This window comes from Bradyrhizobium sp. AZCC 2230, assembly GCF_036924495.1.
GTDB lineage: Bacteria > Pseudomonadota > Alphaproteobacteria > Rhizobiales > Xanthobacteraceae > Bradyrhizobium > Bradyrhizobium rifense.
The window spans coordinates 4898542-4912791 of record NZ_JAZHRS010000001.1 but is presented as its reverse complement, the minus strand read 5'-3'; the positions used below and the strand labels follow the sequence as shown (position 1 = coordinate 4912791).

At 59.7% G+C, this 14250-nt stretch carries 13 protein-coding genes and 2 pseudogenes; 10 read left to right on the top strand and 5 right to left on the bottom strand.

The window, feature by feature from the left end; genetic code table 11:
- Positions 1 to 2 precede the first annotated feature (2 nt).
- A pseudogene (locus tag V1280_RS23590) lies at positions 3 to 1202 on the bottom strand (sensor histidine kinase); the annotation flags it as partial.
- 79 nt (positions 1203 to 1281) lie between these two features.
- Positions 1282 to 1452 (bottom strand): annotated as a pseudogene (locus tag V1280_RS23585) (phospholipase effector Tle1 domain-containing protein); the annotation flags it as partial.
- Positions 1453 to 1631: 179 nt separating this feature from the next.
- Here V1280_RS23585 and V1280_RS23580 point away from each other — a divergent pair.
- The 5 genes from V1280_RS23580 to V1280_RS23560 all read left to right on the top strand — a co-directional run bounded on the left by V1280_RS23580 (position 1632) and on the right by V1280_RS23560 (position 5431).
- Positions 1632 to 1832, top strand: a complete 201-nt coding sequence (locus V1280_RS23580; protein ID WP_084301864.1) for a hypothetical protein — start codon at positions 1632 to 1634, stop codon at positions 1830 to 1832.
- Positions 1833 to 2449: 617 nt separating this feature from the next.
- Entirely contained in the window at positions 2450 to 2842 is a 393-nt protein-coding gene (locus V1280_RS23575; protein ID WP_334529504.1) for an adenylate/guanylate cyclase domain-containing protein, read from the top strand.
- A complete protein-coding gene (locus V1280_RS23570) occupies positions 2842 to 3855 on the top strand; it encodes a zinc-binding alcohol dehydrogenase family protein (RefSeq protein WP_334529501.1) in 1014 nt (337 codons plus the stop codon). The genes V1280_RS23575 and V1280_RS23570 overlap by 1 nt, the downstream gene beginning before the upstream one ends.
- A 272-nt stretch (positions 3856 to 4127) precedes the next feature.
- Entirely contained in the window at positions 4128 to 4526 is a 399-nt protein-coding gene (locus tag V1280_RS23565) for a hypothetical protein (protein ID WP_334529498.1), read from the top strand.
- Positions 4526 to 5431: a helix-turn-helix domain-containing protein gene (locus V1280_RS23560; RefSeq protein WP_334529495.1), complete on the top strand. Its 906-nt coding sequence runs from the start codon at positions 4526 to 4528 to the stop codon at positions 5429 to 5431. The genes V1280_RS23565 and V1280_RS23560 overlap by 1 nt, the downstream gene beginning before the upstream one ends.
- A 75-nt stretch (positions 5432 to 5506) precedes the next feature.
- Here the strand turns inward: V1280_RS23560 and V1280_RS23555 are convergent, their stop codons facing one another.
- Positions 5507 to 5836, bottom strand: a complete 330-nt coding sequence (locus tag V1280_RS23555) for a hypothetical protein (RefSeq protein WP_334529492.1) — start codon at positions 5834 to 5836, stop codon at positions 5507 to 5509.
- Between the two features lie 626 nt (positions 5837 to 6462).
- Between V1280_RS23555 and V1280_RS23550 the strand changes: the two genes are divergently transcribed.
- Entirely contained in the window at positions 6463 to 7368 is a 906-nt protein-coding gene (locus tag V1280_RS23550) for a helix-turn-helix domain-containing protein (protein WP_334529489.1), read from the top strand.
- A gap of 295 nt (positions 7369 to 7663) precedes the next feature.
- On the opposite strand, the gene V1280_RS23545 is transcribed toward V1280_RS23550, so the two are convergent.
- The gene (locus V1280_RS23545) at positions 7664 to 8002 is read right to left on the bottom strand and encodes a hypothetical protein (RefSeq protein WP_334529486.1); all 339 of its coding nucleotides are present in this window, start codon (positions 8000 to 8002) and stop codon (positions 7664 to 7666) included.
- A gap of 69 nt (positions 8003 to 8071) precedes the next feature.
- On the opposite strand from V1280_RS23545, the gene V1280_RS23540 reads away from it, so the two are divergent.
- From V1280_RS23540 to V1280_RS23525, 4 genes are all read left to right on the top strand, one after another.
- A complete protein-coding gene (locus tag V1280_RS23540; RefSeq protein ID WP_334529484.1) occupies positions 8072 to 8911 on the top strand; it encodes an enoyl-CoA hydratase-related protein in 840 nt (279 codons plus the stop codon).
- 36 nt (positions 8912 to 8947) lie between these two features.
- A complete protein-coding gene (locus tag V1280_RS23535) occupies positions 8948 to 10171 on the top strand; it encodes a CaiB/BaiF CoA transferase family protein (RefSeq protein WP_334529481.1) in 1224 nt (407 codons plus the stop codon).
- A gap of 193 nt (positions 10172 to 10364) precedes the next feature.
- Positions 10365 to 10760 carry a PRC-barrel domain-containing protein gene (locus V1280_RS23530; protein WP_334529479.1) on the top strand — a complete coding sequence of 132 codons (396 nt, stop codon included), beginning with the start codon at positions 10365 to 10367 and terminating at the stop codon, positions 10758 to 10760.
- A gap of 250 nt (positions 10761 to 11010) precedes the next feature.
- Positions 11011 to 12519, top strand: coding sequence for an SGNH/GDSL hydrolase family protein (locus V1280_RS23525; RefSeq protein WP_334529476.1), 1509 nt, complete (start codon positions 11011 to 11013; stop codon positions 12517 to 12519).
- A 657-nt stretch (positions 12520 to 13176) separates the two neighbouring features.
- Here V1280_RS23525 and V1280_RS23520 read toward each other — a convergent pair.
- Complete coding sequence (locus V1280_RS23520; RefSeq protein ID WP_334529473.1) at positions 13177 to 14094, bottom strand: helix-turn-helix transcriptional regulator; 918 nt, start codon at positions 14092 to 14094, stop codon at positions 13177 to 13179.
- Positions 14095 to 14250 lie beyond the last annotated feature (156 nt).

Sequence of the window (14250 nt, the reverse complement as noted above, 5' to 3'; positions counted from 1 at the left end):
CTTTATAGACCAGCGCTCCAACTCTTCGGCAATTTCACGTCGATCGTGCAGACCACCCCGTCCGCGGTGAACTCTCGCCGCACCGTCGCGTTCGGAATTGCTCTTTCAATCAGCTCGCTGCCGAAACCTTTTGTCTTCGGCTCCGCCGTTTTCGGGCCGCCGCGTTCCCGCCAAACCACGGTGAGGACGGGATGGCCGTTTTGGATCTGCAGGCTCCAATCCATATCCACGGTGCCGGCCGGCTGCGAGAACGATCCGTATTTCGCAGCATTGGTCGCAAGTTCATGGAACACCAGCCCGAACGGTGTTGCCAGATCGGCGGGCAGGAACATCGGCTCGCCCGTCAGCCTGAGGCGGTCGGGATTGCCGCTGACGTAAGCCTCCAATTGCTTGCGCGCCAATGTCGCAAGATCGGCGCCCTTCCATTCGGAGTCCACCAGCAACGAATGCGCTGCGGCGAGCGCGGCGAGGCGGCCATCCAGGCGGTCCGTGAATTCCTCGTAGGACTTGCTGAAACGCCGCGTCTGGTGCGCGATCGACTGCACCACCGTCAGCGTATTCTTGACGCGGTGGGTCAGTTCGCGGAGCAGCAAGTTCTGCAGCCTCTCCCAGGCCTTGCGCTCGCTTACATCCCGCGTGCTCTCGAGCGCGAGCTGCTGGCCACCGACCGTCTCGAGGATGATGCGGCTCTCGACGGTCAATTCCCGGCCATCCTTGGTCCGGTGCTTGAGTTCGCCGCTCCAGCTGCCTTCGTCATGCAACTTGACCCGCAACTCGGAGAACGAGCTTCCGGGCACGATCGTACCCAGCAACTGGTCCTTTTTCTTTCCGACCGCTTCATCGCGGCTGTAGCCGTAGAGCTGCTCGCTGCCCCGGTTCCACTCCAGAATCGTACCGCTGAACTCCCAGATGAAGATCGGATCGCGCGCAAGCTCCACCAGCTGTGTCTGCTGACGGATCCTGAGTTCGCTCGCCCTGAGCGCTTCTTCCGTATGCCGCCGGTTCGTCATGTCGACAAAGGTGAGGACGACGCCGTCGATCTTGTCGTCGACCGTGCGATAGGGGCGCAGGCGTACATCGAACCAGCGATCGTTGCGGCTGCGGATTTCGTGGCTGATGGGCGTGAGGTTGGCGAGCACCTTGCGGGCGTCGCCGACCAAGCCATCATATTCCAGCTGGTGGGCGAAATCCGAGATCGGGCGACAGTTTCCGAATTCGCCAAACGGACTATTATCTGGCTATCCCCCGCTAAGGCGCTGCCGTAGACTCCGGTGGCTGAGACGAACCAAGACCGGCGTCATAGAAGGCGACCTGTTCGGATGGTTCGACCTTCGTGTCCGGGCCGACCCGGCAGGCGCGGTAGAGCTTGTAAACGTTCGTCCGGGCTTCGTCGAAATTGATGCCGCCAGCCTGGCCTGTGCCGTCGGAAAAGATCACAATATTCTTCGGCATTCACACCATCCCCAAAAAGTGCGCCAAAAGCCAATCTATATCACAGATTGCGTGAGCCCAACTGTGAGCTGGCCCAGTTGCGGACAGCGCGCCCGGACCAGGGTTTAGAGTCAACTGATCGAGAGTTGCGCCTCAATGCGGCTGTGCTAGTACGCCCACTCTCGAATCAGGAGCTAAAAGTGGCGAAGAACGCAAAGAAGACGGCTACAAAGAAGAAAACTGTGCGTCGTGAATACACAAAGGCTGACGTGAAAGAGCTGCGTGCTCATTCGAAAGCAAAGACGCCCGTTGCAAAAATCGCGAAGCTCACAAAGCGCTCCGAGGGCTCACTCCGCCAAAAGGCGCTCAAGCTTGGAATCCGACTCGGTCACCAGCGCTAAAGGCGGCATTATGGCGCTCCTCAATAGAGTGTTCTCGACCAGAACGCTGTTGCAAATCATCTGCGTTCTCGTTGCTGTCGTCGCAATGAAGTTGTTGAGCGCTCATTATGATTTCAACTGGGCGACCGCAATTGGCGGTTGATCAGAGGAATATCCTGGAAGGCTGAGCAGAAAAAGCCCATCTAGTGGCGAAGCTATCACGCGGCTGTCCCTGTCGGAAACCTAATCCGGCTGGCATGTGAGGCCGAATCGCGCAATGCTTCTGTCTCATGAGAGAAGCTTACAGCCTAGTCTGGTCGGTGCTGGAAAGGCCCGAACGAATACGCGCCCTTCGATAGAGCAGGTTGTCCCTTGTCAGACATGACGTCCTGCCGAGAACATGACAGCTATTGATCTCCCACGCTCTTATGCGCTGCTCCGAGCTGCTGTCAATCGGCATAAGATGGATTTTGGGCGCCTGTCCCGCGAAGTCACGAACAGATCGCTTCGTAGGTTATTTTTGCTCAAGATACACGGCTGGCGCCGCCATGTGCTCGACTCTCATCACTAAAGTTTAGAGCAAGATTGTTCCTGATCGAGCAGCCACGTACAAGCGCCGTCCGTGCTGAGGATGCATCGTGGCGCAACTCTCCTCACTCCAGAAGCTGGCCGACCCCACCCCCTCGCCGGTCGCATCACGCATTAAGGAAATTCACGAACTTGGCAGTGCAATGAATCTCGCGCAGCGCACCATACGGTCGTTCGCGCCCTTCGTTCCTAAGGAGATCGTCCGAGGGGTGATGGACAAATCCGTATCTGCTGAGCTTGGCGGAGTCAGAGAGGAGGTTACCGTCGTTTTCACCGACGTTAGAGATTTTACGACTATCGCCGAGTCAGCCGACCCCGACATGCTCATGCGCCAAATGTCGCGGTATTTCTCCGTGCTTACAGAGGCTTTCCTCGCCGAAGGCGGAACAGTCGACAAGTTTATTGGCGACGCCGTGATGAGCCGTGCACAGGGAGGACAGTAATGAAGGCCGTTGGATACCAGAAATCGCTATCGATCGAGGACAAGGACGCCCTCCTCGATTTCGAGACCGCAAAGCCGGAACCGAAGGGACGCGATATCCGCGTTGCGGTGAAGGCCATCTCGGCCAATCCGGTCGACTACAAGGTCCGCAAGCGCGCGGCGCCGCCAACAGGCGAATACAAGATTCTGGGCTTCGATGCCGCAGGCACCGTCGATGCGGTCGGACCTGATGTCTCCCTCTTCAAGCCGGGCGATGAGGTCTTCTACGCCGGCTCGATCCTGCGCCAGGGGACCAACTCCGAATTTCATCTGGTCGATGAGCGCATCGTCGGCAAGAAGCCCAGGACGCTGTCATTTGCGCAGGCGGCAGCGCTACCGCTGACCTCGCTGACTGCCTGGGAGTTGCTGTTCGACCGTCTCGGCGCGCTGCCCGGCAAGAGCTTTGATCCGCGCATGCTGTTGATTGTGGGCGGCGCCGGAGGCGTCGGCTCGATCCTGATCCAGCTCGCGCGCCGGCTGACCGGCCTAGCCGTGGTAGCGACCGCAACGCGACCTGAATCACAAAAGTGGTGCCTCGAGCTCGGCGCGCATGCCGTGGTCGACCACGCCAAGCCGCTGAAGGAGCAGATCGAGAAGCTGAAAGCACCGCCGCTTGCGCTGGTCGCAAGCCTCACCAACACCGACCAGCACTACAAGGCGATTGCGGAAGTGATGGCGCCGCAGGGCAAATACGGCCTGATCGATAACCCCGCCGAGTTCAATGTTGCGGTGTTCATGGGCAAGGCGATCTCGGTCCACTGGGAATCGATGTTCACCCGCTCATCGTTCCAGACGCCTGATATGATTGCCCAGCACAATCTGCTAAACGACGTCAGTGACCTGATCGACAAGGGCGTGCTGCGCACCACGATGCACCAGACCTTCGGCATCATCAACGCGGCGAATTTGAAACGCGCCCATGCGCTCCTGGAAAGCGGCAAGTCGCGCGGCAAGATCGTGCTGGACGGGTGGTGACACGAAGGATGTAGGGTGGGTTAGCTTCACACGAAAGGACCAGGACTTTGGCAATGGATGAGATTGTTACCGAACACGATGGAAGCATCTTGCGCATCCAATTGAACCGCCCGGTAAAGCAGAGCCGCGCGATCTAAGGCATCAAGATTTTGCTGGAGCCATCAGGTGAGCGCATGCCACCCTGTCCGTTTTAGTCCGTGGTCGAGGGCCGCGGCGATCAAAAGAGGTAAAATAGGATTACCGAGACAGACACGCAAACGCCGCCGCCCTCCATGATGCCCGCCGACATCGAGCAAGGCATCGCAAAGGACGCGCAAGAGAATTTGGACGGGCTCGACGTGGTCAACGTTCCGACTTATGGCGGCTCGGCGCCGTGGTACGTCGGCCAAACAACCGAAGGGTTGCCTGAAGGCGTGATCAGATACCAGATGTATCTTGAGGACTCGGTCGCGCACGACCCTGAGCCCGACATCACGATTAACTGGCAGCCGAACGGCGATTACACCGCGCAGATCCAATACACGAACGCTGATACCGGTGAGACGATGCCTGCGCTGGTTGTGGAGGTGACGGAAAAGTACGCGGATACTCAGAGCCAGTCGCGACGTCAGATCCAAGGAGCCACAAAATTGCGGATCTACAGTTGGCCCTTTGAACTATTGCTTGAGTGATGACCGAGGCTTATGGACAACGGCTGGGCGAGCGATTGCGAGTCGAAAACGCACCCGCAATCGTTACCCGGGCATTGCGTACAGCTGATATGGCGGTCACGGAGATTCGATGTGATAATCCGCTGCCGGGAATGAGCGATCCGATTCAGCGGGAGGATGCTTTTATCGTCGCTTTGAACTTCCGCGAGTTACTCAATCGCGAATATTGGGAGGATGGCCGACGAGCGTCGGTGTGCGACCTGCGGGCTGGCGAGAGTTGTCTCTATGACCTGAAACGAGAACCCAGGAGTCTCCTCGAGCAGCCCTATCACTCTCTGATTTTTTATCTGCCGCGTGGGGCGCTGGACGCGATCGCTGACGAGGCCAACGCGCCGCGAATTCGCGATCTGAGCTATAAGCCCGGCGCGGGCGTCAACGATGTCACGATTTCCCGCCTGGGGAGCTTGCTGCTACCCGCCCTCAGCCATCCGGACCAAGTCAACCCGTTGTTTCTCGACCACGTCCTACTGGCGGTCGGAGTGCATGTCGCTCAGACCTATGGAGGCATGCGGCTAATGTCGCGCCTGGCCCGGGGTGGGCTCGCGCCATGGCAGCAGCGACGCGCGACGGAAATTCTTCGCGCCAACATCAAGGGCAGTGTGGCGCTCAAGGAGGTGGCACGAGAGTGCGGTCTATCAGTAGGTTATTTCTCGCACGCCTTCCGTCGCACGCTGGGAGTGGCGCCGCACCAGTGGCTAATTGAGCAGCGCGTCGCGCTATCGAAGGAAAAGCTGCGCGATGACGGGCTGTCGCTGTCGGATGTGGCCACGGAGTGCGGCTTCAGCGACCGAAGTCATCTCGCGCGAGCTTTCAGACAGACGGTCGGCGTAAGTCCGGGCGCGTGGCGTCGGACTCTCAAGCGATAGCAAGAGCGCCCGCGCGGTGCAATGTCGTTCACTAGCACAAACCTTATTTGGCGAACTGACATCACTCTTATCGCGCTATTTTGCGGAGCGCTTGCGAGATTGAGCGCCATCGTCCGCATTGGGCGGCTGCTTCCCTCCCGCATCGAGGGCCGCCCTGCAAGCATCGCTTAGGTTGGCGTACTTCTCTTTGAGGCAAATCGATATCTCATCTGCATCCGGGATGAACGCGCTGCAAAGTCTGAACACGTCAGGGGTGCAGGCCAAGCGCTGCTCCGGTGTTCCTTGTGAGGGGAAAGCGGGCGTGGCCGTTGTGGACAGCAGGGCCGCCGACACGCACAAACGCGCCAAAGGCATCGGCCGAAGCAGTTTCAATTCGCAGTTTTCCAAGATCATCCGAGCTTTCATGCAGGCCTCAATACACGTTGGCTGCAGCGCGCGCTTGTCGCGAAATGTTGGAGTTTGTAACTTTCTGCCCCGTTGTCGCTCTTGCCTCGCAAGAACGGGACGGAGCATCGAGGAGATAGCAGGTTGCCCGGTTCAATCGGCTTCGCATAAACACCGGGCGCGCACGAACCACCAAGTCTGAGTTCGTCCGGTGCACCGGCGCTGGTCGGTGCATCCTTCGTGGCGATCCCCCCATCGTCGTCATGTTGTTCATAACCTCGGCATGAGACAGGCGTTTGGTCAAAGCCCATCCAGCTGGAGGCGCGACCTTGGGAGCCGGCGTGAGCCGATAGGACGAGCCCCCCGCCAATTATCTAGCCTTCGTCTAGCTCGCATCCATACGCATTTGGCAGCGTGCCAATGAGTCCACCCCCAAAAGAGCATAAAGCGGTCAGCTGGGGTCACGTCCGTTCAAGAATTACTTGAACAACTGTGGGATCGTCGCACCGGAAAGATAGTTAACGCTCATGCGATGGGAAGGCCTCATGATGACCCTCTCCGATGCCGGTCGCGACGTCCAATCCAAGGAGCAAAAAAATGAGGATCTACAGTTTGGCCCTTTGAGCTTTTGAGCTATTGACCGAGTGATGACCGAGACTTATGGACAACGGCTTGGCGAGGCATTGCGAGTCGAAAACGCACCGGTGATCGTTACCCGGATATTGCGTGCAGCTGATATAGCGGTCACGGAGATTCGATGCGATAATCCGCTGCCGGAAATGAGCGGGTCGATGCGGCGGGAAGATGCTTTTGCCGTCGCTTTGCACCTCCGCGATCGTCCCAATGGCGAGTATTGGGAGGATGGCCGAGGAGCGTCGATGGGCGACTTGCGGGCCGGCGAGAGTTGTCTCCATGACCTGAAGCGAGATCCCAGGGGTCTCCTCGACAAACCCTATCACGTGCTTTCATTTTATCTGCCGCGTGCGGCGCTAGACGCGATCGCTGACGACGCCAATGCGCCGCGCATTGGCGATCTGAGCTATAAGCCCGGCGCGGGTGTCAACGACGGCACGATTTCCTGCCTGGGGAACTTGCTGCTGCCGGCCCTCAGCCATCCCGACCAAGCTAACCCGTTGTTTCTCGACCATGTCCTGCTGGCGGTCGGGGTGCATGTCGCTCAGACCTATGGCGGCATGCGGCCGATGTCGCAGCCAGCCCGGGGTGGGCTCGCGCCATGGCAGGAGCGACGCGCGACGGAAATTCTTCGCGCCAACCTCAAAGGCGGTGTGGCGCTCAGGGAGGTGGCGCGAGAGTGCGGCCTGTCAGTGAGTTATTTCTCGCATGCATTCCGTCGCACGCTGGGAGTGGCGCCGCACCAGTGGCTAATCGAGCAGCGCGTGGTGCTATCCAAGGAAAAGCTGCGCGATAACGGGCTGTCGCTATCGGATGTGGCTGCGGACTGCGGTTTCAGCGACCAAAGTCACCTCAGCCGAGCTTTCAGACAGACGGTCGGCGTAAGTCCGGGCGCGTGGCGTCAGTCTCTCAAGCGATAGCAAGCGAGTCGTATTATCAGTACTGTTCAAAAAGCGGATCGGGCAGCATGGAGCACGATCCAGCGACCCGAATGACCTCACCGTAGGCTCGAGCGCATACGCGGGGCGCCCCATCGGTTTGGATACGACCCTGCGGTGCTCGCGCAACAGTTCGTACTCCAGAGCCGCGAGAGGACTTTACTCGCGACGCAGCGCTGACCGGCAAATCTGGCCGATTGGCGCCCCCCAATCAACGCTGAGTTCGGGATTGCTAGACCGTGGCGTTAGAATTCCGCCAGCGGTCGCACGAACCTTTTCAACCGCTGCGCTCGAGCTGGTTCGCGATTGTTTTCAAAGGTGGCGAAAGCGTCGCGCTTTTCAGACGTGGAGTTAGAAGCAGAATCTTTCCAGAGACGACAGTCTCATCAAAGATGATCATCGGCTCGCGCGGCATAATCACGATCGAACTTTGAGTTAACACGATGCTGATCGCAAGAGAGGTACGACATGTCGAGGCCAATTGAAATCTTCTCAAGACGCTGTTGCGAAGGCAGTTAATTTCGCACGCTTCTTCGCCGATGCCGAGGCGCTCTATTCCTACGAAGGCACCTATCAGATGCAAAATCTGATCGTCGGAAAAGCTATCACGGGCCATGGCGCCTTCGTGTGACATCGCAGCGGCCGGCACTTTGAGGCCGGCCGCCCTCATCCAGGAGATATGATCATGGTTTTGCAAGCTCCAGCGACTGCAACAGTATCCAACCCCTTGCCCAGGGCGGCATTGGTGCTTGCCAACGTTCAGTACGAAAAAAAGGGCTCCATCGCCTACGTGACGGTCAATCGGCCCAAGGTGCTCAACGCCCTCAACACGCCAACCTGGACCGATTTGCGGGCCGCATTCGAGGACGCGAAAGCTGACGCTTCCGTGCACGGCGTGATTCTTACGGGAGCCGGCGATAAGGCTTTCATCGCCGGTGCCGACATCAGTGAACTTGCGCATGTCGATGCTTTCGACGCGGAGGAGTCCAGCCGGTTCGGGCAGGGGGTGCTGGACCTCATCGAAAATCTCGGCAAACCGGTGATCGCGGCGATCAATGGCTTTGCGCTTGGCGGCGGCTGCGAGACGGCGATGGCTTGTACCCTCAGGATCGCCGTCGAACATGCCAAGTTCGGGCAGCCCGAGGTGAAGCTCGGGCTGTTGCCAGGCGGTGGTGGCACGCAACGCCTGCCGCGCTTGGTGGGCAAGGGCCGTGCGTTGCAGTTGATCCTCACCGGAGAAACAATCTCGGCCCAGGAAGCCTATCGTATCGGACTCGTCAACGAAGTTGTCCCCGCGGCCAATCTCTTCGCGCGCGCCGAGACGATCCTGAAGCAGATCTCCGCCAACGCGCCGATCGCCGTAAAATTCTCGCTGGAAGCGGCCAACAAGGGGATGGACACCAGCCAGGCCGAGGGATTTGCGCTCGAAGCGTCCTATTTCGGCATCTGCGCCGCAACGGAAGACAAGAAGGAAGGCACTTCCGCCTTCCTCGAGAAACGTGCACCGCAGTTCCGCGGTCGGTGAAACGGTCGCCGCACACGGCGACTGGAAAGGACGACTATGGCAAGCGACAATATATTCTCCGGACTGAAAGTGGTGGATCTGGCGAGCTTCATCGCCGGCCCCAGCGCCGCGGTGATCCTGTCGGACTTCGGCGCTGACGTCATCAAGGTGGAGCCACCACACGGCGAACTATGGCGAATTGCGAACCACCTGCCGCCGCAGCCGTTCTCCGAGGATGCCTACCCTTGGCACCTCACCAATCGCAACAAGCGGGGTATGGCGCTTGATCTGAAATCTCCGAGCGCCCATCAGGTTCTCGAAAAACTGGTCAAATGGGCCGACGTTCTCATCGTCAACACACCACATCCGGCGCGTGCGCGACTGAAGCTTGAATATGACGACGTGGTGCAGTGGAATCCACGTTTGATCTACGCCGACATCACGGGCTTCGGCGACAAGGGACCCGATGCGGATCTCCCCGGCTTCGACATCACGTCGTATTGGGCGCGCAGTGGATTGTTGTCGATGACACGCGATGCGGGTGCGCCGCCGACCTGGCCGGTAGCAGGCAGCGGTGACAATGCCACCGCCGTCGGGCTCTATTCGGCGATCGTCACCGCCCTGTATCGCCGTGAGCGCACCGGAGAGGGCGCGCATGTCACGACCTCGCTGCTCGCCGAAGGCGTGTGGTCCGCCAGCGTCTCGATCCAGGCCGCGCTGTGCGATGCGAAATTCTTCGGGCTGCACGATCGCAAGAACCCCGCCAATGCGGCAATGAACGTCTGGCGCGCCAAGGATGACACCTGGTTCGTTCTCCTCATTACACCCGACAAGCTGGCAGCCGTCGCCAAGGCCATCGGCCGCCCTGATCTTCTGACCGATCCGCGGTTCTCCGATCCAGCGAAGCTGATGGCGAATATGCCGCAGCTCACGGCGATCCTCGACGAGATATTCAGCGCCGAGCCGATGGCCCATTGGTACGAGGTGTTCAACGGAGTCCATGTGACGTTCGGAGCTGTGCGCGGGCCGCAAGAGGTGATCAACGATCCGCAGCTGCGGGCGAACGACATCATCGTTCCGCTCGAGGGCGCCGGCGGCAAGCTGACGTCCACCATCTCTAGCCCGCTTCAGGTGCATGGCGTCGCCAAAGTGCCCGCGAAGCGCGCGCCGAAGATTGGAGAACACAACGAGGAAGTTCTCCAGCAGCTGGGATTCAGCGCGACCGAAATCGATGGTTTGCGTGCGAGCGGTGCGATTCCGAAGGCGAAGGTACATGCTTAGCGTGACGACATTGTTCGGGGCGGCGGGTGCCGCACCGGACTTTCACTTGCAGTGAAATGGTGGACGATCGGGAAATAGGGATTGGCCGATGGAGCGATGCGGAATTCGTAAGAGCCGTGCATAGGGGAAACGTTGGTGCGACGGTGGTTGTCTCGTGCCGCGCCGCCGGCCACTCATGCAAATGGAGATTCATATGAAGTCGCTGTCCACGATCGCGGTTGCCGTGCTATTGATCGCTACGCCCGCTTGTTTTGCCCAACAGGTTGTTGGGTCTACCAAGCTCGGCGTCGCCAAAGTCGAACTACGCGACGTCACGACGGGCTGGAGCACCAAACGCCAGGTCCTCGGGAAAAACGTCTTCAATGACAACGGTGAGACCATTGGGAAAATCGATGACATCATCGTGGCGCCCGACAAGGCGGTGTCATACGCCATCATCGGCGCAGGCGGCTTTCTGGGCGTTGGCCGCCACGATGTGGCAATTCCGGTGGGCCAGCTGAAGGAGAATGGTGGAAAATTCATCCTTCCGGGTGGTTCGAAGGACGCAATAAAGGCTTTGCCTGAATTCGAATATGCGGACAAGCAATAGTCACAAACAATGAAGCGCACCGATGAGCCCGCTAAGCGGGCCATCACTGCAACAAACCTCGAAATTGATAGCAGAGCTTCAATGGGTGCTAACTCAGAGCTACTAGAATCCGCTGGCGCATAGACAAGCCTCATCTGCCTAGTTGAAGTGACTGGATCCCGATCGGAGCCGGGATCCAGCCGAAAAGCGGTGCCTTGAAATAACAAGGCTTGCCTAGCAAAAGGGCCGGACCTTCGTGCGGTTAAAGAGCGTGTCCGACAAGCCGAAAAACGGCATCTTGACCGGGCGCGTCCCGTTGATCGCGTTGGCGATTGCGGCGGTGCTGTTGCTCAGCCTTGGCGGACCCACCTCGGCACAGTTTTTCAATTTTGGCGGATTTCAGCAGCGGCCGCCGCCGCAACGCGGTGACGGCAGGCTCGGTGGCGGCTGGTTTGGTAACGACACTTCTGGTCCGTTTCAGCAGCGCGCGCCCCAGCCTCGGTGGCATAGGCGGAGGGCCTCGACGCCCGTGCGCGAGGATTTTTCAAGGGCCCCGCCGCCTGAGAAGCGCGACACAGTGCCCGAACGCAACGTGCTCGTGCTCGGCGACGCCATGGCCGACTGGCTCGCTTACGGCCTTGAGGACGCCACCGAGCAACCCGCCATCGGCGTGATCCGGAAGGTGAAAACAATTTCCGGCCTGATCCAGTACCAGCCCAAGGGCGCGCCTGCCGATTGGGCGGCCGCTGCAAGGAACATCCTCGCCAACGAAAAGCCCGACGTCATCGTGGTGATGCTAGGCCTCAACGATCGCATGACGATCCGCGAGCCAGCTGCCGAGAAAAGCGAGAAGCCGGCCGACAAAAACGCGCGCAAGCCGGACAACAAGCCTCGAGATGTGAAGCCGAAGGACAATGCTGGCAACAACACGGCCAAACCCGACGACAGGGCGGTCGACGACGAATTGCCGCAGGCCGATGCCGAGAATACCGACGCGCCGCAGGTGGCGCTGGAGAAGAACACGCGTTCGCCGAATGGCATCTATGAGTTTCGCGACAGCCGCTGGGTCGAGCTCTACACCAAGAAGATCGACGAGATGATCGCGGTCACGAAGTCGAAGGGCGTGCCGGTGGTCTGGGTGGGATTGCCCGCGATCCTCGGACAGAAGAGCACCTCGGACATGCTGTTTCTCGACGCGCTCCACCGGGACGCTGCGGGGCGCGCTGGGATCACCTATGTCGATATCTGGGACGGATTTGTCGACGAGGCAGGGGGCTTCCTGCAGAAGGGCCCCGATCACGAAGGCCAGATCCGCCAGTTGCGCACCGATGACGGCGTCTATTTCACCAAGCCCGGCGCGCGCAAACTCGCCCACTATGTCGAGCGCGAGATCACCCGTCTTCTCGCTGGGCGCTCGGACCCGATTGCGCTACCCGCCGAGCCTGCAACCCCCGCCTCCAAAGCAGTCCCCGGTCAGACCGCGCCGCGTCCGTTGGCGGGGCCGATAGTGCAGCTGGTCGCCGCTACCGCTAACAGCGACCAATTGCTCGGCGGTCCGGGGGCGCCGCGGGCCGCGGTCGACGCGCTTGCCGCGCGGGTCATGATCAAAGGTGAGCCTTTGTCGGCGCCGGCTGGTCGCGCCGACGACTTTACCTGGCCGCGCCGCGAAGTCGAGACGCCCGTAGCATCGGCATCGCCCAGTGGCTTGCGCGATGTGCGCGCCCAGGTGACGGCGCCGGCTACATCGCTAAAGCCGAAAAGCATCGCCGCTAAGAAGTAGGTCGGCCCGACAGCAGGACACCGTGCACTGCGAGGCTTGCACCGAATGTCCGCTTGGCGGTTTGTTCGCTGCGCTGAACATGACGGCAAACCCTCTTCGACTGATTGATTGCTTTCGGAGAGCCTTGCGCGGTGCCGCTCCTCGCAAACTTCATCGCCATCATGCGAGGGAGAATGATGGACGCATCGCCGCTGGCGTGAACCAAATCGCGGATATTCCCGTTTTGAGGAATCTTTCAGGCCGAGATCGATCAGGAATGCGTGAGTTCGATCCCTCCCGCTCCTGTCCCTGTCGAAAACCTCATCCGGCTGGTGAAAGACCGAGAATCGGGCGATGCTGCTGGCATGAGGGATCTATGCAGGCTGATTGGTTGGATGGTTGTCGATCTGTTGCGGTCGCGGGTTGCGCTCGAGGTAGAAATTTGGATGCTACGGCAGCAGATAAACGTTCAGCGGCGGGCGGCTCCAAAGAAACACGCCTTCAGCGCTTTAACGAGGGATTTGCTCCCAGCCGCAAGCCTCAGTGAGCTGATTGGCGATCCATTCGGTCGCTCGCGACCTCAGCCCGAAAAACGGCAGCCGACTCGGTTTCGTTGCCTGTACGAGGCTTGGTCGCAATCCTCGTCGTTCTTGCGTGGTCCGCGACTGCTTCTGTTCGCTATTCCTTGAGCGCCCGACGCCAGTCGCGCGGAGTTACGCCAACAAGGCGGGTGAAGTGATGCGTGAAATGACTTTGATCGGCGAAGCCGCACTCCGTGGCAACATCGGCGAGCGACAGCCGCTCATCGCGCAGCTTTTCCCTTGCCACCTCGGCGCGGCGCTCCATTAGCCATTGGTACGGCGTCACTCCTACGGAACGGCGAAACGCGCGCGAAAAATGGGCCCTCGACAACTGGCATTCCCGCGCCAGATCCCTGACCGGCACACCACCGAGGTTGGCGGCGATTAACTCTTTCGCGCGTTGCTCCTGCCATGGCGCGAGCCAACCCGGGACCGGCTGCGACACTGGCCGCCTGCCTTCATAGGTCCGAGCGATATGCACCCCGACCGCCAGCAGGACGTGGTCGACAAACAACGGGTTAGCTTGGTCGGGATGGCTGAGGGCGGGCAGCAGCAAGCGCCCGAGGGTGGCAATCGTGACGTCGTTGACGCCCACGCCGGGCTTATAGCTCAGATCGCGAATTCGCGGCGCGTCGGCCTCGTCAGCGATCGCGTCCAGCGTCGCACGCGGCAGATAAAATACCAGCGAGTGATGGGGCTTTTCGAGGAGAATGGTGGGATCTCGCTTTAGGTCACAGAGACAACTCTCGCCAGCCCGCAAGTCGCACACGGACGCCAGTCGGCCATCCTCCCAATATTTTAAACGGGGAATATTGCGGAGGGACAAAGCGACGAGAAAAGCATCTTCCCGCTGAATCGAACCGCTCCTTGCCGGCGGCGGGTTATCACATCGAATCTCGGTGACGGCCATATCAGCGTTACGCAATGCCCGGGTAACAATCGCAGGTGCGTTTTCAACTCGCAATCGATCCCCAAGCCGTTGTCCATAACCATCGGTTCTCACTGGCTTCATCATCGTGCTCCACTCCGTTCGCCATGCGTGTAATGCTACGCCGCTACACACGCTAGATTAATGTGAGGCCAGGCTCAATTCAGCAGAATGGAGCCGCTTTTTACAAAGGCCGACAGATTCCTAATAAGTAACGCGCGGCTCGTTCGATGGTGTGTCCGG